Genomic DNA, 25,645 nt, shown 5'->3' with positions numbered 1-25,645 from the left:
GGGTGAAACGTGTTGACCCTGCCGTAACGGCAGGGTGTCTGGTTCAACCGTACGTGATCAGTGCCGTGTCGGACGGCCGACCGTGGGGGACAGCGATGACGGGTACCAACGACGGCCCGCGACCGGATGGGTTGGGGAACACCGAGGCCGAGACGACCCGGCTCCCGCAGGTCGATCCGGCCGGCGGACCGGCACCGGGGACGGGTCCGACGACGAAGCGGATGCGGTGGCGGAGCAAGGACTACTCACCCGAGGAGCTCGCCGAGGCGAAGAAGGCATGGCGCGACGCCATGCCGTGGGACCACCCGATGTCGCGCACGGACAAGGTGCTGGCCTTCTCGACCCTCGGCGTGATCGTGTTCATGTTGGCCACGATGCCGGTGCGACCGTTCCTGCTGGCCTCCTACCCGGTCGCGCTCAGCGCCGTCACCGGCAGCCTGTCCGCGATCGGTGCGGGAGCGGCATTCGCCAGGATCGGGGAGGGCCAGCTGTGGCTGGTGATCGCGGCGGGCGTGTTCGGAATGATCAAGTTCGACTGGCTGTTCTGGCTGGCCGGCAGGCGCTGGGGTAGCAAGATCGTGGAGCTCTTCGCCCCCGGTGAAGCCGCGAAGCGGCTTGTGGCCCGGATTCGGTCCTGGCCGTCGTGGGCCATGCCGCTGGTCGTCGTGGGAGCGGCCCTGCCCGGTATCCCGGCTCCGGCGGTGTTCGCCGTCGCCGGTCTCGGCGGGATGGGCCTGGTCAGGTTCCTGATTTTCGACGCGATCGGGGCTGCGCTGATCACCGGGCTGGTCGCCGGACTGGGGTACGGGGTCGGCCAGAGCGCGGTCGACATCGTGCTGCTGATCGACGACTACGCGCTGTACATCACGCTGGCGCTCGTCGTCCTGGTGTCGTTCCGGGCCGGATACCGCGGATACCAGGAGGACAAGGCCAAGAAGGCCCGCGCTGCCGAGGCGTCGTGATGCGCAGGCACGGGCGATCCTCGCTCGGCACCCGGTCTGCCCGCCGGTCGCGCGCCCGGGTCCCGGTCGACGAGGCCCGCGCCGTGATCGCCCGTGCCGTTGCGCGACGCACCGAACCCAGCTGACCCGAAGATCTGGGGGCGATCGACACTTCGCTACTACACCTAGGCAGTGTCTCCCAATGCCCGTAGCCAGGTGATGATCGCCTTCAACACGACCCCGCCACGGAAGGTCAGGGCGAGTTTGTCGTAGCGGGTCGCCAGGCCGCGCCACTGCTCACAGAACCCGCGCTCGACGACGTTGCGGCCGCGGTAGTCGACACGGTCGAACGCGGGTGGTCGACCGCCGCGTGAGCCTCGCCGTTTCTGATGCCTTTGTTGGTCAGCGGGCTCGGGGATGACCGCGACGATCCGCCGTTCGCGCAGATGCCGGCGGATCGCGCGCGAGGAGTAGGCCTTGTCTGCGCGGACCCGCTCCGGGCGGGTCCGCGCACGGCCCGGCCCGGCCCGGTCGATACGCAGGTGACTCATCAGGTGCAGAAACATCGGGGCGTCGCCGGCCTGGCCGGGACCGACGAGCACGACCAGCGGGCGGCCGTGGCCGTCAACGAGCTGGTGGATCTTCGTGTCGAGCCCGCCGCGGGACCGACCGAGTGCGTGATCGGGCGGCTCGACGCGCAGATTGTTGTAGTTCGATCCTGCCCCCTGTGTCCCGCGTGAGGGTCGCGGAGTGCTGGCGAGCACGAATGATCGACGAGTCCACCGACACCGCCCAGTCCACGAGCCCGGCCGAGTCGGCATCGGCCAGCAGAGCTGCGAGAACGTGATCCCAGGTGCCGTCACCGCAGTAGCGGCGATGCCGCTTCCACAACGTCTGCCAGGGCCCGAACTCGGCCGGTACATCGCGCCAGGCCAGCCCGCAGCGGTATCGGTAGATGATCCCCTCGACCACCCGGCGGTGATCGGCGAACGGGCGACCCGGCAAACCGTCAGAGGTCGGCAGCAACGGCTCAAGCCTCGCCCACTGGGCATCGTTCAGAACAGCTCGCCGCGACACCTGATGATCATCCCCCAGCGCCACGCGACCGGATTAGGAGACACTCCCTAGCTCGGCTTTGGATGTGGGCACAGGAAACGGCCTGCTCGCAGCCGAACTGCGTCGTGCAGTCCCCAACGTGACAGGCATCGACTGTGACTCGACTGTTCTGGACTCGGCGCGGCTGGAGGTTGACTCGGTCCGCTGGGTGCAGGGAGACGTCATGAGTCACCCTTTCGAGCTTGGCGCGTTCGATGTGGTCGCCTCGGTCGCCACGACGCACCATCTCCCAGATCTCGAAGCGACGTTGCTGCGGTTCGCCGAGCTGACCGCACCGGGAGGTGTTGTGGCTGTGGTCGGTCTTGCTCGGACCTCCCGACTCCCAGAGGTGCTGCTTCATGGGTTCGGTGCGGTGCAGCACGCCTACCTCCGGAGACGCCTGGGCTTCTGGGAGCACTCCGCGCCCATGGTCTGGCCGCCGGAGCACACCTACGCCGAAGTCCGCCGCGCAGTGTCAACGGCGGGTTTGGAGTGACCCCGTAACGACGGTCTGGGACTGACCCCCCTGTCGGTTCTCAGTCGTTGCTGGCGCGGTTGTGCTTGGCCAGGAGTTCGCGGCGGGCTCGGGTGCGGTAGGAGTCCCCGGACAGGGTCAGGACCTCGGCGTGGTGGACGAGGCGGTCGATCATGGCTGCGGCGACGACGTCGTCGGAGAACGTCTCGCCCCACCGACCGAACGGCAGGTTCGAGGTGACCATCACCGAGCCCTGTTCATAGCGTGAGGCGATGAGCTGGAAGAACAGGTTCGCCGCGTCCTGGTCGAACGGGATGTAGCCGACCTCGTCGATGATGATCAGTTTGTAGCGGCGGATCTTCTTCAGCTCTGCCTCGAGCCGTCCGCTCTGGTGCGCGGCGGACAGTCTGGTGATCCAGTTGCTGGCGGTGTCGAACAGGACCGAGTAGCCGGCGTGCGCAGCCTTGACCCCGAGCCCGATCGCGTCATGGACTACGACGTGGTCGAGCCGATCAACCTCGACCGCATGATCGGCACGACCCGTCGTGACGCGCGGCGATCCCGAAAGAAGACCAGCGTGGCGGCCCGCCTCATGCGAGCCGCGTCGACCGCGGCCTCACCGACCATCGAGAGGTTCAACACCAGCATCTGCTCGCCGGAGGGCCTGGCCGCGGCGCTCGACTTCGACATCATCTTCTCCTGTGTTGACCGCCCGTGGCCCCGCGCCGTGCTCAACACCCTCGCCTACGCCGACCTCATCCCCGTCATCGACGGAGGTATCAACATCGAGACCCGCCCCGGGCCCGACGGGGGCATGCGCGGCGCGAGCTGGCGAGCCCACACGCTCGTGCCCGGACGTACATGCCTGCAGTGCTCCCGACAACTCGCGGCGCACGAGGCGACCCTCGACATGGGCGGCCTGCTCGACGATCCCGAGTACATCCGACGCGCTGGCCGCCCCACAGGCGGAAGCCCCAACGTCGCCCTGCTGTCCGCCAGCGTCAGCGCCGCCCAGCTCGCCCAGCTCGCCCAGCTCGTAAGTCTGGTGGCCAAACCCGCAGGTTTCGGCGTACCCCTCCCACTTCGCTACAGCCTCGCCGGGCACCTCCATGAGCACCTGAACTGCGAGCCCGCCGAGTACTGCCCCGTTGAGAAGAGTGTCGCTGTGGGGGATCAACGGCAGAGTCTCATCCGCGACGAGGGGCCCTGGATACAGGGGCAGAGGGAGCCGACACTTCTTGCCCGCGCTCGGTCCGCAGTCGGTCAGCGAGTTGGCCGCTTGCGCCCCAGAGGGTAGAAGGTGGCTCGCGCCGCGTCCCAGGCCGCCACCCGCCTCGTCCCCGGTTCGAGGAGCCACACACGGGACGAGCCAAGGTGTCGGCGCGGGCACCTTGCTCGCCTCGATGATCCCCGTAACGCTTCGCTGGTGTCCCTCGAATTGCTCAGCCTGTGCAGTCTGCCGGCAAGCTCGCGCTCGGTGGTGTGCTGCCCGGCTTCGGTCAGGCCCGCTACGAAGGGGTCGATCCACGCGCCGGCCACCTGCTCGACGAGCTGCTCGCCGACGACACGGCCGATCCGGTGCGGCGGCGCGTCGTGGGCGACGTCCTCGAACTCGTGGCCGGCCGCGGCGGTGAGTCCCCCAACGTCGAGTTCGCCCTCGGCGCTCTCTGTCACGTGCACGGGTTGGTCCACGGTGCGGGGGAGGTCCTGTTCCACCTCGGACGGTCGGCAGGGTGGCTCGCCCACGCGCTGGAGGAACGGGATGGTCGCGCGCAGGGTGTGTCCGCCGATCTTCCCGGCCGCGTTCGTCGTGGGGACCGCGATGGTCAGCACCGTCGCTGCGCTACTGATGCGGGAGATCGTCGGTCGGGGACTGCCCGACCTGACCCCGCGGACGCGCGGAGCGAGCAGGGCTACCGTGACCGAGGACGGCGGGTAGGGAGTCGACCGTCACAGCGTCAGGCCGGCGCTTGATGCCCTGAACTGGGACCGTGCACCGAATGATGTCGTGGCCTCCCTCATGGCCTCCAACGGTGTCCACCGATGGTGCTGGATGGGCATCGTGTTCTGCACGACGTGCATGAACGGACGGCCTGCGCACGGGTGTTTCCACGATGGAAGAACTCGTAATGCGTAGGTCTGGGGTTCGACCCCCCAAGGCGGCTCCATTTTCGCTGGTCAGAGCCCTGACGGTGGCTTCGTTCGTGCTTCCGGACACCAGCGTGGCCTCCATGGCTGAACTCTGTGCTGGTCAGCGCCGTGGTGACGTGGCCTCCACCGGTATGCGTGTGTCGCTGGTGCCAAACCTGATGCGCGTGTCCCGAGAACACCGAGAGGAACTGAGAGCATGTTTGAGAAGAGTCGGCGTGTCTACCTGACCACGAGTCCGTGGTGATCCACCGTGGACGGTGATGACACGGCGACGCTGGCGGTAGCCGTCGGATGCCAGTGACGAGCAGAGGGCGGTGATCGAGCTGTTGTTGCCCGCGCCGGAGCCTGGTGGGCGTCCGGAGAAGCATCCGGCCGGCACGTGGTGGATGCGATCCTCTACGCCGTGCGGGCGGGGTGTGTGTGGCGGGCGTTGCCTGCGGATCTCCCGCCGTGGCGGACCGTGTACTGGTACTTCAACCGGTGGGGGCGGCAGCGGGTCACCGAGAATCTCCTCCCGGTCGTGCGCGGGCAGGTACGGGTAGGCGAGGGTCGTGATCGGGAGCCGAGCGCGAGGATCATCGACTCCCAGAACGTGAAAGGTGCCGACACCGTCGGGAGCGGGTCACGGAGCTATGACGCGGGGAAGAAGATTGACGGCCGGAAGCGGTTCATCGTCACCGATACCACCGGTCTGCTGCTGACGGTCACGGTGTGCTCGGCCGGACGCCAGGCCCCCGACGGCGCCAAGGCCACACTGCTCGGGCTGCATCTGGCGACTGCGGTCCGATTCGTGTTCGCCGACGCCGGTTCGCCGGACGCCTGCTCGACTGGGCCCAGACCTTCCTACGCACCAGGATCGAGGTCGTTCGCAGAGCCACAGGACAGCGCGGGTTCGCGGTGATCCCCCGCCGGTGGGCGGTCGAACGGACCCTGGCCTGGCCCACCGCGCACCGCCGCCTGGCTCGTGACTACGAACGTCACCGAGCTTCCTTCGAGGCCATGGTCCGCTGGGCAGTGATCAACACCATGACCCGCCGCCTGGCCCGGGGGAGGCTCCGCCATTCGACAGCAACGACGCCAGTTCGCACCTACAAGCTGATCTTCTTGAACACCCTCTCAAGGGTCGGTGCGGGCGACCATGTCGCGGACCGTGGCCAGTGTCCGGTCCGGGAACTCGAGATGCATCGCGTGTGTCGAGCCCGGCCAGATCTCGAGTGTCCCGCCGAAGCCGTCGGCCAGCCTGCGGTGGCTGGCGTTGACCCTGCCGCCCTTGCGGTCGGCGGTCACCACGACGGTGGGTACGTGGCGGAGGTCGGTCTCGCGGAACTGGTCGGCCGTACGCGCGAGACCGTGTAGCGATCGCCGTAGCTGGGGCTGGTCGGTGTCGGCGAGGCGTCGGTAGGCATCGATGCAGTCGGGGCGGAGCGGGCGGCGTCGGATCGACCTGTCGATGGACCGGAGCGTGGCGTACCTCAGCAGCGCCGGGACGCCGGGGAGACGGGCGGCGGCGGCGACCATCCCGTAGGCGCGTTCCAGCCGCGCGGCGACGGTCGGGTCGTTGACCGGGGTGGGGTCCAGCAGGACGAGCCCGGCGACATCGTCGGGGTGATCGTGGGCGAGCGATGCGGCGGCGGCGCCACCGAGGCTCTGGCCGACAACGATTACCGGGCCGACCTGCAGGTCGGTGATCATGCGGTGCAGGTGCGACGACGCTTCGGCGAAGGTTCCGCGCTCGGTGGAGAGTCCGGTCCCGGGGCGGTCGTACTCGATCACTCGACACCCCGGTTCGTCGCGCAGCCCCCTGACGAGGCCCGGGAAGAAGCCGTGGCTGGAGGCAGCACCTCCGGCCAGCAGCAGCATCGTGGGGCCGTCGCCACCGTGGATGCGGATGGTCTCGTTCATCAGCGCTCCTGTTCGTGTGATCGATGTGTCGGTCGGGCGGTGTGGTCGACGGTGACGTCGTGCGAGGGGTCAGCGGCCGAGCATGCGTGCTGCGTCCTCGGATCGGGCGAGGCTGTGCAGCAGGGCCGCCCGACCGGTGTGGTCGATGTCGTCGGCGAGCGCGGCGACGGCGGGCTCGCCGCCTTCACGCAGGCGCTCGAACAGCGTTCGGTGCAGGGCCGCCATCGCCGCCGCGTCGAAGTCGGGCCGGACGAAGGTCAGCAGCAGCCGCAGCTCGTCCTCGCAGCGCCGGTAGCTGTCCATGAGCAGTGGGTTGCCGGATGCGGCGACGATCCGTTCGTGGATCGCGCTGTGCGCCATGGTGAGCTCGCGCCACGCGAGCGGCTCGTCGCGTTCGGCAATCGCCTCCAGGTGCTCGACGGCGGCCTCGACCTCCGACAGGTCCGCGCCGGCGGTCTGCGCGAGACGCAGCGCGCCGAGCTCGAGCACCTTGCGGTAGTCGAAGACCTCGTCGATGCGGGTCCTGCTCAGCGGTGCCACGCCGACGCCGCGATGGCGCTCGTGGGTGACGAGACGGGAGTCGACGAGCAGGCGCAGCGCGGCACGGATCGTGTGCCGGGCGACGTCGAACCGCTTCGCGAGGCTCTCCTCGCGGAACCGGGTGCCGACCGGGTGTGCGCCGTCGAGCAGCTCGTCGCGCAGCACGGCGGCGACCCGCTCCGCTGCGGTCCCCGCGCGGTCGTTCCCGGGGATGGTTGCGCTCATGCGTGCACCTCCATATTGTTCCACAATACAGCCCGACGATTGATGACCAAATCTTGCGCGCGTCGCGCCATCGACGTGCAGGTGAGCGAGGCCCGGACCCGATCCGCCGCCCTCGCGTCAGGGAAGCGACGGAGAGCCCCATGAACGAGAGCACCCAGGTCCACGGCAGCTCCGGTCCTCCCGTCCTGCTGCTGCCCGGAGGCCACGTCAGCTGCCGCGGCTTCTATCCCGGCTACCCGGAAGCCCTCGTCGCGGACCCGGGTGCGCGCGTCATCCTGCACGACCGACCGGGCACGGGTGTCTCGCCGGTGCCGGGGACCCTCGCCGACGCGAGTGAGGACCTGCACGCGCTGGTGGGTCGGCTCGGGATGGGACCCGTCGTCGTGGTCGGGCAGAGCCTCGGCGGCGACGTGGCCCTGCACTTCGCCCGGGACTTCCCCGACGACGTCGCCGGCCTCGTGCTGCTCGATCCCATGCCGTGCGGCGACGTGGAGCTCGCTTCCACGATCGAGGGCATGCACGCCAGGACAACGCGTGCCGTCCGTCTGCCCCTGGTGCGATGGCTCCTGCGTCGCAGGATGCGCTCCGTGATCGAACGCGCCATCGAGAACACCGGACTGCGCGGCCCGTACGCCGACGCGGCGCGGGCGAACGCCGACATCGACGTCCGTGAGCTCTCGCGCGCGATCGAGGGACTCACCGCGCGCGCGGCGGATCTCGACGAGTCGGACCTGCCCCGTGGCGTCCCGGCGGCGATCGTGAGCGCCGACCACGAGCCGGGCCGCATCGGCGACAGCGCACGGGCCGTCCACGCTCGCATCGCCGAGGCGCTCGGCGTGCCGGTCACGCGGTGGCCGGGCACCTCGCACGGGCTTCACCTCGAGCGGCCCGAGCAGACGATCGAGGTCATCCGCGCGGTCGTGCGCGAGAGCGCGAGCCGTGCGTGAGCGGCACAGACCCGACGGCATGGCGTCGCCACCGAGCCGCTCGCCGCCTACGCCATTGCACCCTCAACTGGAGGTCACCCCATGTGCGAACCGACCGACGCCGAGCTCGACGCGCTGCTCACCGCGCGCCCGGGCATGTGCCGCGCCCAGCTGCGACTGCTCGTCGGGGGATGGGCGCCCCCGCCGCCGGGTGCGGTGCCGTGGGCCGGCGCGGAGCCGAGGGCCCGTCGGCGGGCCGAGCTCGCGGACGCGTTTCCCGGCGAGTGGCTCGTGGTCCCCAGCGGTCGTCCGCAGCGCCGGTGCAACGACCTGCTGTATCCGTTCCGGCCGGGCTCGGACTTCACCTGGCTGGTCGGCGACGACGAGCCGGGGTCGGTGCTCGTCGTCGACCCTTGGGGAGCGTCCACGCTCTACCGCGACGAACGTCCCGCACTCGGCGATCCGCTGTCGCTGCTCGACGGTCACCGTGGCGCGTTCTGGGCCGGCCAGCCGACGCCGTCTCCGGTCGTCGCCGCCGAGCTCGGCCTGCCCGTACTCCCGCTCTCGCTGCTTCCCGGGGTGCTCGCCGACGCCGGCCCCGTCCGGGCGATCCACGGACTCGATGCCGACGTCGACGCCGCCATCCCGAACAGCGATGCGAGCGCCGAGCTCCCGCGCACGATCGCGCGGATGCGACTGGTGAAAGACACCCACGAGATCGCTCTCCTCCGGCGGACCGCCGCCGACACCGTCGCGGGATTCGAGGCGCTCGCCGCGGCGCTACCGGCGGCGGTCGCGCTCGGTGAGGCGCACCTGGAGGGTGTGTTCGCCCGGCACGCGCGCACGGTGGGGCACGGTCCCGCCTACAACTGCGTCGTCGGCGCCGGGGACAACGCCACGGTGCTGCACTGGATGCGCAACGACGGTGCGGTGCGGGCCGACGACCTCGTGCTGGTCGACGCCGGTGTCGAGGGGGCCGAGCGGTACGCGGCGGACGTGACGCGCACGTTCCCCGCCTCGGGTTCCTTCACACCCGAGCAGCGGGCCGTCTACGACGTCGTGTTCGCCGCGCAGGAGGCCGCGCTCGCCCTCGTCCGACCGGGCGCGACGCTGCGGGACCTGCACGCGGCCGCGATGGACGTCGTGGGCGCGGGTCTGCGCCGGCTCGGCGTGCTCACCGACGAGGTCGCCGGGGAGCTGACCGACGCGCAGACGGCGGTCCGGTGGATGCCGCACGGCATCGGCCACATGCTCGGCGTCGACCTGCACGACTGCATGGCGGTCGCGACTGAGTGGATGACGGCGCCGCTCGAGCCCGGTCACGTCATCACGGTCGAGCCCGGTGTGTACTTGTCGCCGCACGATGCGCACGTGCCAGGGCACCTGCGCGGGATCGGTGTGCGGATCGAGGACGACGTCGTGGTGACCGAGGACGGGTACGAGAACCTGACCGTGGCGCTGCCGCGTTCCTCGGACGATGTCGAACGGTGGATCGCGTCGATCAATGCGCGAGGTGCGGCGTGAGCGCACCGGAGTTCATGTCCCCCGAGCACGTCGCGATCATGCGCGAGAAGCTGCTCGACGAGCCGACCGTGCTTGCGGTCTGCCGCGACCTCGACCGCAGCTACGGCATCACCTACGTACTCGACGACGGCCCCGGCGGCGAGCAGGTCCGTTGGCAGATGACCTTCGACCCGGAGGCCGGGGTCCACGTCGATCTCGGCGATCCCGCCCGTGCCGACCTCGTGTACCGCGGAACCTGGGCCGCGGTGATGCGAGCGGCGACCGCACGGCGCCGCGGCGAGGAACCGGCCGATCCGCTCACGCTCCACGGCGACCCCGCCGTGCTCGACCGGATCGGTCCTGCCTTCGCAGCGGCGCACCGGGTGGCGGCGATCGAGACGAGCCTGCCCGACGTCGAGGAACGACCGGAGCAGCACGCTCGGATGGGCGCCGACGTCCGCGACACCCCGCTGTACGCAGAGGTCGCGCAGCACCTCGACCGGCTCCTCGGGCCGACGTACGGCCGGCCCGGTGTGCTCCGCGACCTCGAGGTGTCGCCCGATGGCACACAGGTCGTCGTGACCGCGACGGTGCTCGACGGACCCGACGCATCCCCCCGGGCCGCGATCCTCGCGGTGCGCGACGGGTCGATCGAGCCGCTCACCTCCGACGTCGGGTCGGCGCACGGCGCGAGGTTCTCACCGGACGGCCGCACGCTCGCCTTCCTCACCGACCGCCGGACACCCGGTGCCGCGCAGGCCGCCCTGCTGCGGACCGGCCTGGGCGAGGCCGTGGCGGCACCGGTGGCGGCCGGCGCGGTCGAGTACGTGCGCTGGTCACCGGACGGTCGGCACCTGCTGCTGGGGGTGGCCGGCGAGGGAGCCGACCGGGCCGCCGCGGCGGGCTCGGGAACGACCGCCGCACGCCCCGACCCCGATCGTGCCTCGTGGCTGCCCCGGGTGACCTCGGACTCCGACGACGTCCCGTGGCGGACGCTGTGGGTCGTCGACGTCGACAGCGGCGGGCTGCGGCGGGTCGGCCCCGAGCGGTGGAACGTCTGGGAGGCCGACTGGGCCGGATCGGACGCCGTGGTCGCGATCGCCTCGAGCTCCCCGGACGAGGACGCCTGGTACAGGGCGACGCTCGACCATCTCGACCTCGGCACCGGCGACGTCCGGACCCTGCTCACCAGCGACGTCCAGCTCGCCGTGCCCACCGGATCCCCGGACGGCCGTCGGATCGCCGTCGTGCAGGCGCTGTGCAGCGACCGCGGTATCGCCGCCGGCGAGCTCACCGTCGTCGACGTCGACACCGCCGAGACCCACATGCCGGACACGCTCGGCGCCGACGTCTCGGACGTGCGGTGGATCGACCCGCAGCGGCTCGGGTACGCGGGCCTGCGGCGTCTGGAGTGCGTCGCCGGCACCGTCGACACGACCCGGTGGACCACCGAGGAACAGGTGCGGAGCACGGGCTCCCTCGGCGGCGGGTCAATGCATCCGGCGGCGGCCTTCGCCGGCGACGACGTGCTCACCATCCAGGAGAGCTACGTCAAGCCGCAGCGGATCGTGCGTACCTCGGGTGGCCGGGACGACCTGCTGTACGAGCACCGTCACGCCGGCGTCGACCACCTCCGCTCGATCGCCGGGACCGCCGCCGCCGTGCGGTGGCAGGCGCCGGACGGGCTCGAGATCGACGGCATTCTCTGCACCCCGGACGGTGCCGGCCCGTTCGCGCTCGTGGTCAACCTGCACGGCGGGCCGGTCTGGGGTTTCCGCGAGACGCAGGGCATGACCTACCCCTGGGTGGCGTTCCTCGTCTCGCGCGGCTTCGCCGTGCTGAGCCCGAACCCGAGGGGCAGCAGCGGTCGCGGACGGGCCTTCGCCGAGCGCGTCGTCGGCGACATGGGCGGCGCCGACGCGCACGACGTGCTCGCCGGGATCGCTTCGCTCGTCGACCGCGGCATGGCCGACCCGGATCGTGTCGGGCTCATCGGCGGCAGCTACGGCGGCTTCCTCTCCGCGTGGCTCCCCACGCTGGACACGCGCATCGCGGCCGCCGTGCCGATGTCCCCGGTCACCGACTGGACGAGCCAGACATTCACGACGAACATCGCGCGATGGGGACTGCAGTTCCTGCAGGCCGATCCGCAGGACGGGGACGGCCACCTGCACACCAGGAGCCCCGTGACGTACGCGAGCCGGGTGCGGACGCCGTGCCTGCTCGTCGCCGGAGCGCACGACCGGTGCACCCCGCCGGGGCAGGCCGAGGAATTCCACCGCGCCTTGAGGCTGCACGACGTGCCGTCCGCGCTCGTCGTCTACCCGGAGGAAGGCCACGGCGTACGGCACCCCGCCGCTCGTGCGGATCTCCTGACCAGGGTGGCCTCGTGGTTCGAGCGACACATGCCCCAGTGAACGGGACGGGCGTCGACCCACCGACGCGACAGGCAACAGCACACACGGAGGAGAGCACGGTGGACGACGAGGTACGCATCTACGGTGAGACAGGTCAGCCGGTGCTACTCATTCCGGGCGGTAACGTCACCTGTGACGGCTTCTACCCGGAGCTGATCGAGGCGTTGCTGGACGATCCCGGCGCCCGGGTGATCGTTCACGACCGGCCGGGGACGGGCTCGTCACGCACCGAAGGCACGATCGCCGGCGCCACCCGCCACCTGCATGCGCTCATCCGGCGTCTCGGGATGGGCCCCGTCGTGGTCGTCGGACAGAGCCTCGGGGGCGGGATCGCGCTCCTGCTGGCACACGACTACCCCGACGACGTCGCAGGCATCGTCTTCCTGGACGGCACACCGGTGAACGCCGAAGGGGTCACGCGCCAGGTCGAGCAGTCGCTAATGGACGGCGCAGCGGCCGTCACCGACCCCGCCGCGCGTGCCGACGTCGACGAGGCCACCGCCGCCTGGGTCGAGTCCGAGATCGAGAACCACCGGATGCGGCCGCCGCAGGCGGAGGCGATGAGACGGAGCTTCCAGATCGACAAGGCGCGCCTCGCCGACTACGCGAGAGGGCTGGGCGACATCGCCGCGACGTTCGACCAGACACGTCTGCGTCCCGACATCCCGGCTGCGATCATCAGCGCGGACTACCCACCGGGCAACGAGCTGACCGACGCGGGCCTGGCCGCACACCGGCGCATCGCCACGGCGTTCGGAACGGTCGCCACAATATGGCCCGGCTCCCTCCACACGGTGCACCTCTCGCACCCCCAGGAGACCACCGAGATGGTCCGCGACATCACGCGCCGCGCCGCCGGTATCTGATGTGCGCACGGCGGCGATGGGGCGGACACCAGTCGACATCACGGCCGGCGCACCACCCGGACACGGCCGCCTTACGGTGCAGAGAGGCCCATCCCGACCGACGAAGCCGTCTCGTCGTCGTTCCCGGTAGTTAACGTCGGCTGGCTGCATTGCCTGCCTGTCCGCGGTGCCTGACCCCGTGACCAGCCACTGGGACGGGGACCTACGATCCCACGCCTGCTGATCTGTAGAGAGCGGTGGATCTCCTGAGCCGCGCACACCGCCGCCCGGCCCGGGACCAAAGGCGCCACCGCGCCGTGTCCAGGCCATGACCCACCCGACGCATCGCGCCATCGCGGGCATGCCCGACGCCAGCAGAAGCACGTGTTCCCTCCCGCCACACGGACTTCTCAAACACGTTCTGAGAGACGGCGAGGGCGCGGGCCCCCGCAACGAGTTCACGCTGCGGCCCGGTCGTCACCGCAGCGCTCGGTCTGCCGACTATTTCTGCCATCTGCGTTCGCCTGGCAATGCCCAACGAACGAGAACGCCAACGGGCTGCCCCGCGAGTACTTCCCTAAGGGCACTGATCTGAGCGTCTATACCGTTGACCATCTCGAAGAGGTCGCCGCCGAGCACAACGCCCGCCCTCGCAAGGTCCTCGGGTGGTCCAGCCCGCAGGCCGCTTTCAGTAGCCTTCGGGACGTCCCCGTGTTGCGACGCTGACTGGAACCCGCCCCGTCGTTACGGGGTTACTCCGGACCCGCCGTCGACAGCGCTGGCTCGCTCGACGGCGAAGTCGATGAGTCGTTGTCCCATCTGCGGGAACTCCATGACGTCCTGGAGATTCTCCGCGCTTGACGTCATCGCCACGAGGCCCGTTCCCGACTTGCGATGCAGAGCGCCGAAGGACTGGTACGACATCGTCGCTCCGGCGTGTTGGCTAACCGGACCGTGGCCACGGTCCAGGTTCCACCAGCCGATTGCCTGCCGGAAGCCGGCGGTACTGCCGTATGGGGTGTTCGCCGGATCAGAACCCGCCGGCCACTCGAACTCTGTCTCCTGGGCGAATCGCAGGGCCGTCGTCAGCTCGCTGTCGTCATGTGCGAGGTTGGCTTCGATGAAGGTCAACATGTCGGCCATGGTGGACCGGATTCCCCCTTGCGGGAGCATGATGTCCCAGTACCAGTTCGGCGACGGCGTGCCATCTGCGTAGTAGCCTCGGACCAATCGGGAGGATTGGTCCGTCGATAGTGTGTAGGCGGTGTCGACGAGACCCAGGGGGTCGCCGAGGTGACGCTTCAGGAGCGATTCGAAGGTCTGTCCTGATGCGACTTCGAGGATGTGGCCCAGCACGGATAATCCGGTACGCGAGTACTCCCAACCGCTACCACGCGGCCGGACGAGTTCGGCAGCCTCCAGCTCCTCGTCCAGATGAGCTTTGGTGTAGTCGGCGTAGTACGTGAACCGCGTGGGGTCTTCCGTCGACACCGCCTCGCTGATCATGCGAGCGAGTACCACGCCGTCCCCCGACAGGCCGGACGTATGCGTCGCAAGGTCGAACACGGTGATCTCACCGACCTCCGACCTGATGTTCAGATCCGGGAAGTAGTCAGCGATGGTGTCGGTGAAGGAGAGCACGCCCTGCGATACGAGAATCGAGAGTACAGATGTCGTGTACACCTTCGAGAACGACCCGATCTCGTAGAGCGTCCGCTCGTCCGGCACCGTGACGTACTGGGCGTCCGGTGAGCGGAAAGCGAAGATCGACCGGTGTCCGTTCTGGGTCAAGCCGATCGTGAGTGTCAGCTCGTTCCGGTTGCGGATATACTCTTGGCCGGCTTTCTCGAGTTCGAGCTGCACAGTCAACAATTCTTCTGTCCCATGATTTGACCTTTCCTTTACATCTCATTGTGGTTACCTGCCACGGGCATGTCACCGAGATTGCGTCGGTCCTGTCGTCGAATTTGCTCGGCCGCGCCACGGCTTGGCTGCATGACGGTTGTTCGGCGGACCCGTGGGTCCAGGCGAGGTCAGCCGGTACGTGCCGGTCGTTTGCCGTGGGTCAGTCGGCGGAGTACCACCTCGGCGGGACCGCGTCGTCCGGCACGGTCGAGGGCCGCTGAGAGAGCGATCCCGAGCAGCCAGGTCGTGAGGCCGAGCAGCGAGGCTTGCCACACCGTCAGGTCGGCGCCCAGCCCGAGCGACCAGGCGGGCAGCAGAGCGCAGAAGACGACGGACTGGCCGAGGTAGTTCGACAGCGACCGCCGACCGGTGGCGAGCAGCGCCTGCGGGACCGCACGCGTCGCGAACAGGCCGAACAGCGCCCCGAACCCGAGTCCGCCTGCGAGCCCTCCGGTCTGGTGCAGCACCCCGGCGACCATTGCGAGTCCGATGGTCGGCTGCCACCAATCCACGGCTGCGAGCGCGAGCGGCAGCCCGGTCAGTGCCGCGACGGTGATCCCGATGACGGCGGTTCGGCGCAGGAGCGGGCGGTACCGGCCGGGCTCGTCGAGAATGCCGCGCTGGGCCGCGAGCGCGCCAAGGGCGACCATCCCGACCGTGGTGAGCGCTGCGACGACCGTGCTGCCCAGCCACTCGGGCAGGTGCAGCAGCATGGCCATGGTCGGGCCGGTCGCCGTCATGCTGGGCCAGGCGGGACCCGCTGGCAGGCCCGACGTCGCCCCGACCGCGCCTGCGATCAGCAGGCCGATGACCGCGATCGCTCCCAGGGTGCGGTCCGAGGCGCGGACCACGACCACGGCGGACAGGAGCAGCAGCAAACCGTAGGCGCCGACGATGTCGGCGGGGAACAGCAGCACGCCGTGCAATGCACCGATCGCAATCATCCACGCCCCGCGGCGGCGCAGGACCCCGACGGCGCGGCCCGGCTCCCGCCCTCGTGCGGACTGGACAGCGCCATATCCGACGAGCATCGCGAACAGCGGGTAGGCCCGCCCGTCGACGAACAGCATCTGGAACACGACCACGATCTGGTCGGCCAGGCCCAGGTCGGCCGGGTAGCCACGCAGCCCGGCGGAGCCGTAGAGATAGAGATGGACGTTCGCGAGCGCGATCATCAGCAGCATCGCGCCCCGAGCGAGGTCGGGCGCGACGGCTCGGGCTGTCGGCGTACCGGCGACGGTACTCATGCCCGTCCGCTCGCACGGTGCATCGGTGCGGCAGCGCCGGGCGGTGTGGCCACACCGGTCGGTGTCCTGGGCACTCTCGTCCTCCTAGTCGGGCCGTCGCCACGGTGGCGTCCGGCGGGTGCTCCCCGGCTACGGGCGGGCACAGGTGTGGCGACCGCGGTTGGTTGTTGCTCGCGGCCGTACCAGTGGAAGGTGTGCCGTCGGGGCAGAGTCAAGGCGGCGGTGCCACTGTCACCGGGTCGGGTTGCTCGACGAGCCCGGACGCGGGCGGAATGACTACGAGCAGTACCGGATGCCCCACTTGCCGAGCTCCTGAGGGTCGCCGCAGCGTCGGACAACTCTCGGGCGGATCTGCTCTCACCAGCAGCGATTCCCCGTGATAGTCGTCAGTGCGCCGATATGCGACGCGATCGCGTACCGAGTTCAACGCCCCGGCCAGGCGCAGCAGGTCGATCCGAGTGCTCGGCGATCAGTGCAGTACTCAGCCGCCGGATCAGGAACGGACCGGCGTGCGGGAACGCCGCCTCAACGCTCGAACTAGGCACGGTCGCAGTAGGGGTCAGCTAGCTCAGGTCCCCAATCCGCGGCTAGAGCTGCAACCCCAGGTAGGCGGTAGAGCGCGAAACCGACCACCGTGACGCCGTGGCCGCCAGCCTCGACTCACTGCGCTGGGCCACCGTCCACGGTGCCGACGCGCTCGGGATGAACGACCGCATCGGCACCTTGTCCCCCGGCAAGCAGGCCGACGTGATCGTCGCGGGAGGCCCGGGCGTCGGCCAGCACCCGGTGTACGACGCCGCCGCCGGGATCGCCGAGCGGGTGCGAGCCACCGCCGGGGCCCTGCCGGGCACGCCCGAGGACGGGTTATCCGACCTCACGGCCCTCGCCACGGCCAACCTGGCGTGCTGACCCCAGTGGTCGCCGCTACCTGCTGACCGCTCCGGCGCGATCGCCCGGTTCCGGCGTCGCCGAGCTCGAGGCGGTGCGATCCTCGCACCGCTCGGAAGATCGATTCACAAGGTGAGGGAACTGAGATGACCACTACCGAGACACCGACTGCCGACAACAGCGTCGCGACGGGCGGGTCGTGGGGCACGCGCGTGCTCGACCTGCTCCTGCTGCTCGTCGCCATCGTCATGTTCGCCGACCTGTCGGTCAACGAGAACATCGACGACGTCGTCTACCAGGTGACCGCGCTGCTGTGGATCGTCCTGGCCAGCGCGTTCATCGGCGTCCGGCTCTACCGGATGCGACGCGCACGGCGCGGCGACGTGAACTGGACGCGACGGCTGCAGGACACCCGGCTGGGCTATCTCGTCGTCACGACGACAGTCCTCACCATCATGAACGCGATCATCCTGCTGCTGCAGTTCACCGGCGACGCCGGGGAGAAGGCGACCGCCGAGCTCGTCGCGCAAGGCGGTGACCCGGACCAGATGGACGCCCTGGTCTCGATGTACTCGGCATCAGCGCTCCTGCTGATCGTCCTGTCCTGGGTCGTGCTACACCTCAGCTACGCGGAGCGGTACGCCCGGATCTGGGCGCTGGGCCGGAGCAAGGGCGTCGAGCACGTCGAGTTCCCCGGGTGCACGGAGCCGACGCTCACAGAGTTCGTCTACATGGCTGTCACCGTCGGCTTCACCTTCGCGACCTCCGACGTAAGCGTGCTGTCGACGGAGATGCGCTCGAAGATGGTCTTCCACGGACTGCTGGCGTTCCTCTACAACACCGTCATCGTCGCGGCCACGGTCGGCGTCCTCACCGGCTGAGCAGCCCCAAGGCGGGCCGTTTCTGCCACCCGGTCACCTCAACGACAACTTTGTCAGTGCTCCGGGAATTCGTATCCGTGCTGACCTTCGCGCCGTGGAACTCGTCGAAGTGTGTGGCGCCTCGCAGTTGGTCAGGCAACGGGCGGTTAGAGACAACACGATCTTGTCCCTACCGGTTGTGCCAGCCGAGAGGGGAGGGCCGGGAGATGGGTCGCGAGCGGGACTGGACGGTGGCCCGGCGCAGCACGCGCCGGGTGGGAGGCCAGAGCAGTGACGGTGTCGTTCCTGTAGGACGCAACGATCGCCCGCGAGATGTGCCTGAGCAAACTCATCGACGCACTCGACATCGCGGCCAGGGCGCTGCGTCCGGCGTGGCGCGCAGAGTCCGGTCGCTCGATGTGCGGTGCAGGAACTCGTGACGTTGTCGAGGATCCAGGGTGGGAGTGGGGTGCCGCAGCGGCCGTCGTGGCCTCCCTCGTGGCCTCCAAAGGTGTCTACCGCTGGTGTCAGATGTGCACCGTGTTCCGCCTGACGTGCACGGATGGACCGCCTGCGCATGGTTGGTTCCACGACGGGAGAACTCGTAATGCGCAGGTCTGGGGTTCGACCCCCCAAGGCGGCTCCGAGAAGCCCCTGGTAGCGACGCTGCCGGGAGCTTTCCCTTTGGCCTGGCGGGCAGAAATCCCCTCCACCCCCCGGCTTCCGTGCCATCCCCTTCGGCCCTGCTCGACCGTTCGGCTACAGCGTGTAGCGAACACGACGGAGCGCGCCTGCGGACGATCGTGATCAACTTGCCGCTCGGGCGACTGCGCTCGTGGCTCCGTGCGGAGTGCCGTCGCGGTCCTCAACCGCGGGAGGTGCGGCTACGGCAGGCGTCGGCCGTAGCGGCGCGACACCGTGGCTCGGATCTCCGCCGAGTCGCTCGCAGCCGGCGTCACCGCCCCCCCTCGGCGTACAGCCGCTGCGCACCCGGTTCCACGATCACCGCCGCGAACTGGTCCTCCCTCGGCCGGACCGTGCCGCAACCGGGCGCGACACATGTCGCGGCCCGGCCACACAAGTCGCAACCGACGACCACTGCTCTGCCCGGGACGGGCGCACCAGGCTGGGCCCCTCAGCCGTCGGTCCGCGCTGCGCAGGGTCGTCGCGATCGCCGATGACGAAGGGACCTAGCATGAGCGTTCCGGAGCCCCGTCGCGAAGACCTCGTCGAGGTGCCGTCCGGTCGTCGCCGGACCGTTCTCGCCGCCGCGGTCGGGAACTACGTCGAGTGGTACGAGTTCGCGGTGTACGGCGTGGTCGCGGCCTACATCTCGCGAGCGATGTTCCCCGCCGACGACCCGTCCGTCGCGATGCTGAACACCTGGGCGACCTATGCGGTCTCGTTCCTGGCACGTCCGGTCGGCGGCGTCCTCCTCGCGCGCTTGGGCGACCGGCATGGTCGTCAGCACATCCTCTACGTCACCATCGCGATGATGTCGATCGCGACGTTCTCCATCGCCCTCATCCCGTCCTACGCGGTGGTGGGGATCGCGGCACCGATCCTGCTCGTCTGCGCTCGCCTCGCCCAGGGCATCGCCGCAGGCGGGGAGTTCGCCGGGGCGACGGCGTTCCTCTACGAGCACGCGCCGGCCGGGCGCCGGGCCCGGACGGTCAGCTACCTGGGCGCCAGTACCTTCTGCGCGATCGTCTCCGGATCCGCGGTGGCGACCCTGCTCGCCGTCGCACTGCCCGCCGAGATGATGCAGTCCTGGGGGTGGCGCGTGGTCTTCGCCACGGCGCTCCCGCTCGGCCTCGTCGGCATCTACATCCGACGCCGGCTCACCGACACCCCCGCCTTCCACGCCCTGCGCGAGCAGGCCGAGTCGGACGACCACGGGGACGACCACCTGAGCCTGTGGCAGGTGGTCCGACGGAACCACCGCGCGATACTGCTCTACCTGGGGTTCGGCAGCTTCTACTCCGTCGCCGTCTACGTCAGTTTCACCGCCTACTTCGCGTACATGCAGGTCAACGGGATGCCACCGGGCTCGGCTCTGGCGATCAACACCGTCGGCGGCGTCGTCGTCATCGTCGGGATCCTCCTCTCGGGCGGTCTGGCCGACCGGGTCGGCCGACGGCCGTTGCTGATCGCGTGCATCGGCGCCCTCGCCGTCGTGACCGTTCCCACGTTCCTGCTGGGGGCGACCGGCTCCCCGGCACTGGCCCTGCTGGGCGCGTTGCTCTTCGTCGTCCCCCTGTCGGTCCTCATCACCCCGGCCGTCATCTGCGTGGCGGAGCTGTTCCCGGTCCGGGTACGGGTCACCGCGGGAGCGATCGCCTACAACCTGACCGTCGTCGTGGGCGGATTCACCCCGTTCATGGCCGTGTGGCTCACCTCGGCCACCGGTTCCGGCCTGGCCTTCCCACTGCTGGTCGTCGTGCTCGCCGTCGTGGCGCTGATCGTGGTCCTGCGCGGCTATCGCGAACCGGGTGCGGCGCAGGAGGAACTCGATAGGCTCTCCCCACCGCGTCCCACGGCGGCGGACCGTGCGTCCCCGGTCGTGCGGCCCCCCTTCCGTGACGACGACGAGAGGCCGATCCGACCGTGAGAATAGTAGGAGCGACCGTCGTCGACGGAACCGGGGACGGGCCCATCGACGGCCGGGCGGTCGAGGTGGCGGGCGGACGTATCGTCGGCCGGCCGGCCGCAGCGGGCCCACCGTCCGACGTCGTCGACTGCACCGGCCTGACCGTCGTCCCGGGACTGATCGACGCCCACGTTCATCTCGGCCTCTCCAGCCACATCGACGACGCCCTCGCCTTCCGGATATCGGTCGCGGAGCTGGCCGCCGACATGTTCGAGAACTGCCGCCGCACGCTGCACGCCGGATTCACCACGGTCCGCGACACCGGGGGCATCGACGCGGGACTCGCGGGCGTGGTGGCGAGCGGCAAGATCCCCGGACCGGACATCATCCACTGCGGTCCGGTGCTCTGCCAGACCGCGGGCCACGGGTACCAGGCGGCCGAGTGGGAACCGACCTCGCTGTGGCACCAGCACGACATCCTCGGGCTGCGGTTCGTCGCGCTCCCCGGTGACGGTCCCGACGAGGTCCGGAGGAACGCCCGCGAGGCGTTCGGCCGGGGGGCGAGCTTCCTCAAGATGTGTGTGACGGGCGGTGTCGTCTCGCGCCACGACAAGCTGACCGATACCCAGTTCACCGTCGCGGAGATCGCCGCCGCCGTCGGCGAGGCCGACGCCCGCGGCACCTACGTGACGGTGCACGCCCACAACAACGCGGGGATCCGCAACGCGGTCGCCGCCGGTGTGCGGTGCGTCGAGCACGGGACCATGGTCGACGACGAGACGGCCGCACTGCTCGCGGCGCACGACGTCGCGCTCGTCCCCACCCTGTCCGTCGTGCGTCTGCTGACGGAGAGCACCACCGGGGCGGGCCTTCCGGAGTCCATGCGGTCACGGCTCGACGGCACCTACCAGGGAATGGTGGACGCCGTCGGAGCCGCGCGTCGCGCGGGTGTCCGGGTGGGCCTGGGGTCGGACCTGATCGGCCCGAACCAGGACCGGCGCGGCCTGGAGCTGCTCCTACGTTCCCGCATCGAGAGTCCGCAGGCGGCACTCGAGGCGGCGACGAGGGTGAACGCCGAGATCCTCGGGATCGCCGACGAGGTGGGAACGATCGAACCGGGGAAGCGCGCCGACCTGGTGGCGTTCGCCGGGAACCCGCTGGATGACCCGGAGCTGTTCGAGGATCCCGACGCGGTCGTCCTCGTCGTCCAGAACGGGAGGATCGTGAAGGACCTGCGCTGACGTCGGTCGCGGCGCACTCGCCACGTCATGGCTGCTCGCCGACGGCTCGCGACGCAGACGAGGCGGCGAGCGCCCGCAGCTTGAGTCCCAGGTGCAGGGTCAGCCGGTCGTCACCGTCGTCGAGCCGGTGGTCGGTGATCTCCTCGATGCGTCGGAGCCGGTGGTACAGCGTCGCCCGGTGGATGCACAGGCGCCCCGCGGCCCGCCGGACGTCGCAGGCGCTGTCGAGGTACGTCTCGAGGGTCGTGACGAGCACCCGCCGCCCGTCCGCGGCGTCGAGGGCCTCCAACGCCGGCACCCGCGCGGCGGCCGCCAGCTCGTCGGCCGGCAGCCGGAGCAGGACGTCGTGGACCCCCAGCCGTCCCCAGCTCGCCACCTCCCCCAGCGAGGGCACCAACAGCGCAGCGCGTGCGGCGGCGAATGCCTGACGGTGGGCGTGGACGACCTGGTCGAGCTCCTCCACGACGTCGCTGACGCCGACGACGAACCGGGTGTCGCGCCCGCTCAGCTGCCGGAACCGGGCGAGCACGGTACGGGTGAGCGCGTCGGTCCGGCGCGGGGCCGGGTCGCTCGTGACGGCGAGCAGCAGCCAGGCTCGGGAACGGGTCGCGACCATCAGCCCGACCCCGTCGGGAAGGCTCGCCAACCCGTCCTGGACCGCCGCGGCGACCGCCACGTCGTCCGGCCCCCCGGCCGTGCCCGCGGGCCCCCTCTGCGCCGCGACGACCTGGAAGCCCGTCGTCCGTCCGCCGAACACCTGCTCGGCTCGCAGGTCGTCCACCGCCTGCGACCTGAGCTCCTCGTCGGATGTGACCAGATCCCGCAGGATCGTCTCCCGCCGGACGTTCGTCCGCTCGCGCAGCAGCAGACGCGCATAGAGCATCACTCCCGCGCGCGACGCAGCCTCCTCAGCCATCGCGATCTCGGCGCCGGTCAGCGGGTTCGCCTCGTTGTCGATGAGCCACAGGTGACCGAGCAGCAGGGTGTTGCACCGCACGGGAGCGCAGAGCCGCCTCCCGATCCCCGGCAGGTCGAGCTCCACCGTGCCCGGCCGGGTCCATCCGCCGATGCCGAGGGCGAGCAGCGCGCGGGTCACCTCCTCGGACACCGCCCGGTTCAGCACCGACGTGATCCGCGTCGGGTCCTCGTCCCCGAAGTGCCTGCTGGCGGCCAGGAGCCGGATCGCCGGATCGTCGATCGCCACCGACCGCCCCAGCCGCCCGGCCAGGTCGTCGACGAGCAGCTGCAGGTCCTCGTCGGGCATGGGGCTCCTCCGGGCTCGTCGCGGCCGCACGGTGGGCGCGTCCGGGTGGCGGACCGGTCCGAACCGTACCGAGACCGCCGGTCGCAGGGCCGGGCCGTCGAGGGGACGGGTGTGTCGCGTGCGGGACGGTCGGGTCATGCGCCGGCGTCGGCGCGCGCCCGCGACAGATGTCGCGCGCCGGCGGCCCGACGTTCGTCAGCTCGCCGATGTTCGTGGCCCGGTCGCGATGGAGACTGGAACGGGCATCCGGCCCGGAGCCGTCCGTGGGGGCGGCGGCACGGGTGCGACCAGGAGGAGGTGCGTCCGTGCGGTCGGAGGTCGTGGTCGTCGGCGCCGGCGTCGTCGGCTCGTCGATCGCCCTGGACCTGGCCCGTGGGGGGTACGGCGTCCTCGTCGTCGACAAGGCGGGCGGGGTGGGGCACGGATCGACCAGCGCCTCCAGCGCGGTGGTGCGGTTCAACTTCTCCACGTGGGCGGGGGTGGCCGGAGCGTGGGAGTCGAGGGCTGCGTGGGAGCGATGGGACGAGCACCTCGGCGGTGCGGACCCGGCGGGAACGGCGCGCTACGTCCGCACCGGCCTCGCGGCCCTCGACGTCGATGCCGCCCCACGGAGCACCTACCTCCCCTTCTTCGACGACGCCGGCATCCCCTACGAGGAGTGGGACGCCGATACCCTGGCCCGGCGGGTCCCCGGCATCGACAACGGTCGCTACTGGCCGCCCCGCAGGATCGACGACGAACGGTTCTGGGCCGACGCCCGCTCCCGGCTCGGTGCGGTCTTCACCCCCGATGCCGGCTACGTGTCCGATCCGCAGCTCGCTGCGCAGAACCTGGCCACCGCGGCCCGCCGGCACGGCGCCGAGTTCCTCCTACGCCGCGCGGTGACCGGCATCGGGTGCCGGCACGGCCGGACGTCGGAGGTCCGGCTCGACGACGGCACCCGGGTCTCCTGCAGCATCGTGGTCAACGCCGCGGGCCCCTGGTCGGCGACGGTCAACGCGCTGGCCGGCGTCGGGTCCGACTTCACCGTCCGGACCCGGCCGCTGCGTCAGGAGGTCGCCCATGTCGCGGCGCCCCGCGGCTACAACGCGTCTGGGACCGCCGGTACCAGCCTCGCGGACCTGGACCTGGGGATCTACGTCCGCGGAGAGGTCGGTGACGGCATGCTGGTCGGGGGCACCGAACCGGAGTGCGACCCGTTCGACAGGGTCGACTCGCCCGACGACGTGGACCCGGCACCGACGGCCGCGGTGTTCCAGGCCCAGGTGACCCGCGCCGCCAGGCGGCTGCCGGACCTCGGGGTGCCGAACCGGGCCCGAGGCGTCGTCGGGGTGTACGACGTCGCCGACGACTGGACCCCGATCTACGACCGGACCGGGCTCCCCGGCTTCTACGTCGCGATCGGGACCAGCGGGAATCAGTTCAAGAACGCCCCGGTCGTCGGACGGTTCATGCGAACGATCATCGAGTGCGTCGAGAACGGCGTCGACCACGACACCACCCCCGCCCGGTTCACCGCACCCCTCACCGGGGCCACGATCGACCTGGGCGCCTTCTCCCGCCGACGGCCGGTCGGTCCGGGGGGACCGGGGACCGTCATGGGCTGACGGCCGCCACGCCGCAGGCATCGTCACCACGAGAGGACACGGGATTGAGCACCATGCTGCACGGCTGCCTCGGCGGCACGGAGTACTTCGAGATCACGGCGTCGTACGGACGCCGCTACGGCATCTGGGTGACCACGCCCCCGGGGTACACCGCCGCAGCGGACCCGCTGCCACTGGTCTACGTGCTGGACGGGAACTTCTCCGTCGGGCTCACGGCCCCCCTCATCGTCACCCAGGCGGACCCGTACCTGACGGTGGCCCCCTACGTCCAGGTCAGCGTCGGCTACGCGGGCGACGACGCCGGGAGCTGGGAGACCCTGCGCAACCGCGACCTCGTACCCCCGGGTGAGCCGGTCAGCCCGGTCATGGTGTCCACCCTGGAGGCCGCCCGTGACTCCGGCGCCATGTCCCAGGAGCAGGTGGACGTCTACCTCCGCGAGCTCGCCGACACCCGCGCGGACGACTTCCTCGACTTCCTGACCGACGAGCTCCACCCCCGTCTGCGGACACGGCTGGGTGTCGGCGACACCGGGCACGGGCTGTTCGGCTACTCCTACGGCGGGCTGTTCACCCTCTACGCCTGGCTGCGCGGCGCGGCGCCGTTCTCGACCTTCGGAGCGGGGAGCCCCGGCGTCATCGCAGCCGACAGCCGGATCTTCGACCTGCTCGACGCCGCTCCGGAGCCCCGCGCGGGCTCGTCCGCTGCGCGGCTGCACCTCACGGTGAACGAGGTCGAGCTGCTCGGCGACATCCCGGTCTACCGTGGACTCGGGCAGAACGTGCTCGTCGTCCTCGACCGTCTCCGGCGCACCGGGCGGGCGTCGGATGTGACCGCCGCGGTGCTGCGCGAGACGCATGTCACCGGGTTGCAGGCGTCGTTCCTCGACTACCTCACGACCTGCCGGGCGCGACCGGAGCGGACGACGGGAGCGGACTCGGTCCTCGGCCGGACCTGAGCTGGTCGGACGGCCGGAACGGCCCGGAGGCTCGGAGCCGCACCGCGCGGTCCGGGGTGGTCGCGGG

The 25,645-nt window shown here is 70.5% G+C and carries 21 protein-coding genes and 2 pseudogenes; 16 read left to right on the top strand and 7 right to left on the bottom strand.

Annotated elements, in window-relative coordinates:
* The first annotated feature begins 95 nt into the window (after positions 1-95).
* Complete coding sequence (locus tag KPL57_RS31515; protein ID WP_226354293.1) at positions 96-962, top strand: DedA family protein; 867 nt, start codon at positions 96-98, stop codon at positions 960-962.
* 164 nt (positions 963-1,126) lie between these two features.
* On the opposite strand, the pseudogene KPL57_RS31510 reads toward KPL57_RS31515, so the two are convergent.
* Positions 1,127-2,018, bottom strand: a pseudogene (locus KPL57_RS31510) (IS5 family transposase).
* Between the two features lie 58 nt (positions 2,019-2,076).
* Here KPL57_RS31510 and KPL57_RS31505 point away from each other — a divergent pair.
* The gene (locus KPL57_RS31505; protein ID WP_226354292.1) at positions 2,077-2,532 is read left to right on the top strand and encodes a bifunctional 2-polyprenyl-6-hydroxyphenol methylase/3-demethylubiquinol 3-O-methyltransferase UbiG; all 456 of its coding nucleotides are present in this window, start codon (positions 2,077-2,079) and stop codon (positions 2,530-2,532) included.
* Between the two features lie 40 nt (positions 2,533-2,572).
* On the opposite strand, the gene KPL57_RS31500 is transcribed toward KPL57_RS31505, so the two are convergent.
* On the bottom strand, positions 2,573-2,950 hold the full coding sequence (locus KPL57_RS31500; protein ID WP_308253101.1) for an ATP-binding protein: 378 nt from the start codon (positions 2,948-2,950) through the stop codon (positions 2,573-2,575).
* A 48-nt stretch (positions 2,951-2,998) separates the two neighbouring features.
* On the opposite strand from KPL57_RS31500, the gene KPL57_RS31495 reads away from it, so the two are divergent.
* The 3 genes from KPL57_RS31495 to KPL57_RS31485 all read left to right on the top strand — a co-directional run bounded on the left by KPL57_RS31495 (position 2,999) and on the right by KPL57_RS31485 (position 5,563).
* The gene (locus KPL57_RS31495) at positions 2,999-3,808 is read left to right on the top strand and encodes a ThiF family adenylyltransferase (RefSeq protein ID WP_226354291.1); all 810 of its coding nucleotides are present in this window, start codon (positions 2,999-3,001) and stop codon (positions 3,806-3,808) included.
* Between the two features lie 152 nt (positions 3,809-3,960).
* Positions 3,961-4,485, top strand: a complete 525-nt coding sequence (locus KPL57_RS72870; protein WP_226354290.1) for a citrate/2-methylcitrate synthase — start codon at positions 3,961-3,963, stop codon at positions 4,483-4,485.
* 556 nt (positions 4,486-5,041) lie between these two features.
* The gene (locus KPL57_RS31485) at positions 5,042-5,563 is read left to right on the top strand and encodes a transposase (RefSeq protein WP_226354289.1); all 522 of its coding nucleotides are present in this window, start codon (positions 5,042-5,044) and stop codon (positions 5,561-5,563) included.
* 215 nt (positions 5,564-5,778) lie between these two features.
* Here KPL57_RS31485 and KPL57_RS31480 read toward each other — a convergent pair whose 3' ends face one another.
* Together KPL57_RS31480 and KPL57_RS31475 are read right to left on the bottom strand one after the other, a co-directional pair.
* The gene (locus KPL57_RS31480) at positions 5,779-6,564 is read right to left on the bottom strand and encodes an alpha/beta hydrolase (RefSeq protein ID WP_308253056.1); all 786 of its coding nucleotides are present in this window, start codon (positions 6,562-6,564) and stop codon (positions 5,779-5,781) included.
* A gap of 69 nt (positions 6,565-6,633) precedes the next feature.
* Positions 6,634-7,329: a GntR family transcriptional regulator gene (locus KPL57_RS31475; RefSeq protein ID WP_226354288.1), complete on the bottom strand. Its 696-nt coding sequence runs from the start codon at positions 7,327-7,329 to the stop codon at positions 6,634-6,636.
* A 140-nt stretch (positions 7,330-7,469) separates the two neighbouring features.
* Here KPL57_RS31475 and KPL57_RS31470 point away from each other — a divergent pair, with 140 nt between their 5' ends.
* The 5 genes and pseudogenes from KPL57_RS31470 to KPL57_RS31450 all read left to right on the top strand — a co-directional run.
* Positions 7,470-8,276: an alpha/beta fold hydrolase gene (locus KPL57_RS31470; RefSeq protein ID WP_226350940.1), complete on the top strand. Its 807-nt coding sequence runs from the start codon at positions 7,470-7,472 to the stop codon at positions 8,274-8,276.
* Between the two features lie 81 nt (positions 8,277-8,357).
* The gene (locus KPL57_RS31465; RefSeq protein WP_226354287.1) at positions 8,358-9,779 is read left to right on the top strand and encodes an aminopeptidase P family protein; all 1,422 of its coding nucleotides are present in this window, start codon (positions 8,358-8,360) and stop codon (positions 9,777-9,779) included.
* On the top strand, positions 9,776-12,175 hold the full coding sequence (locus KPL57_RS31460; RefSeq protein WP_226354286.1) for a S9 family peptidase: 2,400 nt from the start codon (positions 9,776-9,778) through the stop codon (positions 12,173-12,175). Before KPL57_RS31465 ends, KPL57_RS31460 begins: the two co-directional genes overlap by 4 nt.
* A gap of 59 nt (positions 12,176-12,234) precedes the next feature.
* On the top strand, positions 12,235-13,041 hold the full coding sequence (locus KPL57_RS31455; protein ID WP_226354285.1) for an alpha/beta fold hydrolase: 807 nt from the start codon (positions 12,235-12,237) through the stop codon (positions 13,039-13,041).
* Between the two features lie 504 nt (positions 13,042-13,545).
* Positions 13,546-13,746 (top strand): annotated as a pseudogene (locus KPL57_RS31450) (IS30 family transposase); the annotation flags it as partial.
* Positions 13,747-13,764: 18 nt separating this feature from the next.
* Here KPL57_RS31450 and KPL57_RS31445 read toward each other — a convergent pair.
* Positions 13,765-14,883 carry a serine hydrolase gene (locus KPL57_RS31445; RefSeq protein ID WP_226354284.1) on the bottom strand — a complete coding sequence of 373 codons (1,119 nt, stop codon included), beginning with the start codon at positions 14,881-14,883 and terminating at the stop codon, positions 13,765-13,767.
* Between the two features lie 170 nt (positions 14,884-15,053).
* Positions 15,054-16,172: a DUF418 domain-containing protein gene (locus tag KPL57_RS31440; RefSeq protein ID WP_226354283.1), complete on the bottom strand. Its 1,119-nt coding sequence runs from the start codon at positions 16,170-16,172 to the stop codon at positions 15,054-15,056.
* A gap of 642 nt (positions 16,173-16,814) precedes the next feature.
* Between KPL57_RS31440 and KPL57_RS31435 the strand changes: the two genes are divergently transcribed.
* The 4 genes from KPL57_RS31435 to KPL57_RS31420 all read left to right on the top strand — a co-directional run bounded on the left by KPL57_RS31435 (position 16,815) and on the right by KPL57_RS31420 (position 21,751).
* Entirely contained in the window at positions 16,815-17,081 is a 267-nt protein-coding gene (locus tag KPL57_RS31435; protein WP_226354282.1) for an amidohydrolase family protein, read from the top strand.
* Between the two features lie 125 nt (positions 17,082-17,206).
* Positions 17,207-17,941 (top strand): DUF1345 domain-containing protein, encoded by a 735-nt coding sequence (locus KPL57_RS31430; protein ID WP_226354281.1) that lies wholly within the window; start codon positions 17,207-17,209, stop codon positions 17,939-17,941.
* 1,174 nt (positions 17,942-19,115) lie between these two features.
* The gene (locus tag KPL57_RS31425) at positions 19,116-20,531 is read left to right on the top strand and encodes an MFS transporter (protein ID WP_226354280.1); all 1,416 of its coding nucleotides are present in this window, start codon (positions 19,116-19,118) and stop codon (positions 20,529-20,531) included.
* On the top strand, positions 20,528-21,751 hold the full coding sequence (locus KPL57_RS31420; RefSeq protein WP_226354279.1) for an amidohydrolase family protein: 1,224 nt from the start codon (positions 20,528-20,530) through the stop codon (positions 21,749-21,751). Before KPL57_RS31425 ends, KPL57_RS31420 begins: the two co-directional genes overlap by 4 nt.
* 25 nt (positions 21,752-21,776) lie before the next feature.
* Here KPL57_RS31420 and KPL57_RS31415 read toward each other — a convergent pair whose 3' ends face one another.
* The gene (locus tag KPL57_RS31415) at positions 21,777-23,015 is read right to left on the bottom strand and encodes a CdaR family transcriptional regulator (protein WP_226354278.1); all 1,239 of its coding nucleotides are present in this window, start codon (positions 23,013-23,015) and stop codon (positions 21,777-21,779) included.
* A 305-nt stretch (positions 23,016-23,320) separates the two neighbouring features.
* On the opposite strand from KPL57_RS31415, the gene KPL57_RS31410 reads away from it, so the two are divergent.
* Together KPL57_RS31410 and KPL57_RS31405 are read left to right on the top strand one after the other, a co-directional pair.
* Entirely contained in the window at positions 23,321-24,622 is a 1,302-nt protein-coding gene (locus KPL57_RS31410) for an FAD-binding oxidoreductase (protein ID WP_226354277.1), read from the top strand.
* Positions 24,623-24,675: 53 nt separating this feature from the next.
* Positions 24,676-25,578, top strand: coding sequence for an alpha/beta hydrolase-fold protein (locus KPL57_RS31405; RefSeq protein WP_308253099.1), 903 nt, complete (start codon positions 24,676-24,678; stop codon positions 25,576-25,578).
* The last annotated feature ends 67 nt before the right edge of the window (positions 25,579-25,645 follow it).

The organism is Pseudonocardia sp. ICBG601 (assembly GCF_020496245.1).
The sequence above is the reverse complement of the archived record's forward strand: the minus strand, read 5'-3'. Positions and strand labels throughout refer to the sequence as shown.